The sequence below is a fragment of the Pelagibacterium sp. genome (assembly GCF_035555455.1).
GTDB lineage: Bacteria > Pseudomonadota > Alphaproteobacteria > Rhizobiales > Devosiaceae > Pelagibacterium.
The window spans coordinates 1-1,588 of record NZ_DATMGM010000001.1 but is presented as its reverse complement, the minus strand read 5'-3'; the positions used below and the strand labels follow the sequence as shown (position 1 = coordinate 1,588).

The 1,588-nt window shown below is 60.4% G+C and carries 1 protein-coding gene; it reads left to right on the top strand.

The features are described from left to right. Positions 1-338: 338 nt before the first annotated feature. Positions 339-1,280, top strand: a complete 942-nt coding sequence (locus VNS12_RS00005; protein WP_325485782.1) for a TonB-dependent receptor domain-containing protein — start codon at positions 339-341, stop codon at positions 1,278-1,280. Positions 1,281-1,588: the final 308 nt, after the last annotated feature.

Genomic DNA, 1,588 nt, shown 5'->3' with positions numbered 1-1,588 from the left:
GGCGGCGGCATTTCATCGGTCAGGATTGGGCCAGCTCCGAAAGTGATCGCTATAATTATGGCGTTATAGGGCGGGCGAGCTTGGGGAGCTGGCATGTGCGTGGGGGCCTGTTCCGATCCACTGAAATTACCCCGAAAGGCCATGCGCTGCTCTATCGTGCCGCTGTAGCCCGGACTCCGGGCGCACGGACTGTAATCGCGGATTCTGATCTCAAGAACGGGTCAACGAGTGGGGAATTTCGGGCGCTGCGCAGTTTCGACACGGGTGTTTTTCGCCATAGTATCGATGTTTCGTTGCGTGGACGGGCCCAGCGCCGCCGTTATGGCGGATCGGACCGCTTGCAACTCAATCCTGCGGCCTTCGGCGAAGCGGTCTTCGTGTCGCGGCCGGAATTCAGCTTTGGCGAAAAGACGAAGAGCAAGGTCGAGCAACTGACCGTTGGGGCTGCCTATGGCGCGGCCTGGCGGGGCGTTGGCGAGGTCAATGTCAGTCTTCAGAAAAGCCGGTATCGGCGGGAGGTGGAAACGCCGACGCTTCGCCTGCCGACGTCGCGGGCGGCCCCCTGGCTATACAGCATCGCGACGGCTATCGACGTGATGCCCCGTTTCAAACTTTACGGCGGCGCCGCCCGAGGGCTGGAAGAAAGCGACATTGCGCCGGAAAACGCGATCAATCGCAACGAGGCGCCGCCCGCAATCGTAACCCGCCAGATTGACGGCGGTATCCAGTGGAACCTGTCCAGCCACATGGCGGTGGTGGCCGGCTTGTTTCGGATCACCAAACCCTATTACGGGCTCGACCGGGTCAGCCATTTTCGCAAGCTGGGCATGGTTGAGCATCGAGGTGTCGAATTGTCGCTCAGCGGCTCTCCGTTCTCAGGCGTCAGCGTCGTTGCGGGAGCCGTGTTGCTGGATGCCACGCTGATGGGGGCGGAAGTCGATAACGGCTTGATCGGGCAACGGCCGGTCGGAACATCGGGACGCATTTTAATCGCCAATGTCGATTATCGTCCGCTCACCTTCCCGGCCTTGTCATTTGACATAGGGGTGCAGGAACAAGGGCCACAGTTCGGTGATATTGACAATATCGTGCGTATTCCCGGCCGAACGATCATCGACATCGGCACCCGTTATCGTTTCAAGCTCGGCAGTAACCCGGTAGTCTTTCGGTTGCAGCTGGCCAATGCGTTGAACAACTTCGGATGGGATTCCGTGAGCAGCAATGCCTTTCGGTATAGTGCGCCCCGCAAGCTTGCGGGCCAGTTGATCGTCGATTTCTAGTGGGGCAGCGTTCGTCATCAATGACATTCCGGGATGCTACGCACCGGCTTGGCCTGGCGGGGGCAGAGCGCGTGCGCGCGACTGCCCTGCGTCGGTTTTTGGAGGCGGGCGTGCTCGACACTGTTGGGGGATATTTCTGATGCATGGACCGCGCATAATTTCACCGTTGTTTCGTTTCGCCCTTCTGGCGGCTGGCTCCGCCCTTGTCATCACACCTGTTCAGGCTCAGGATAATGCCGATCCCGGCACGATTATCGTGCTTGGGCAGGGGCTTGCCCTGCCGCCCGGCACGCCGGCCTATGGCTCGG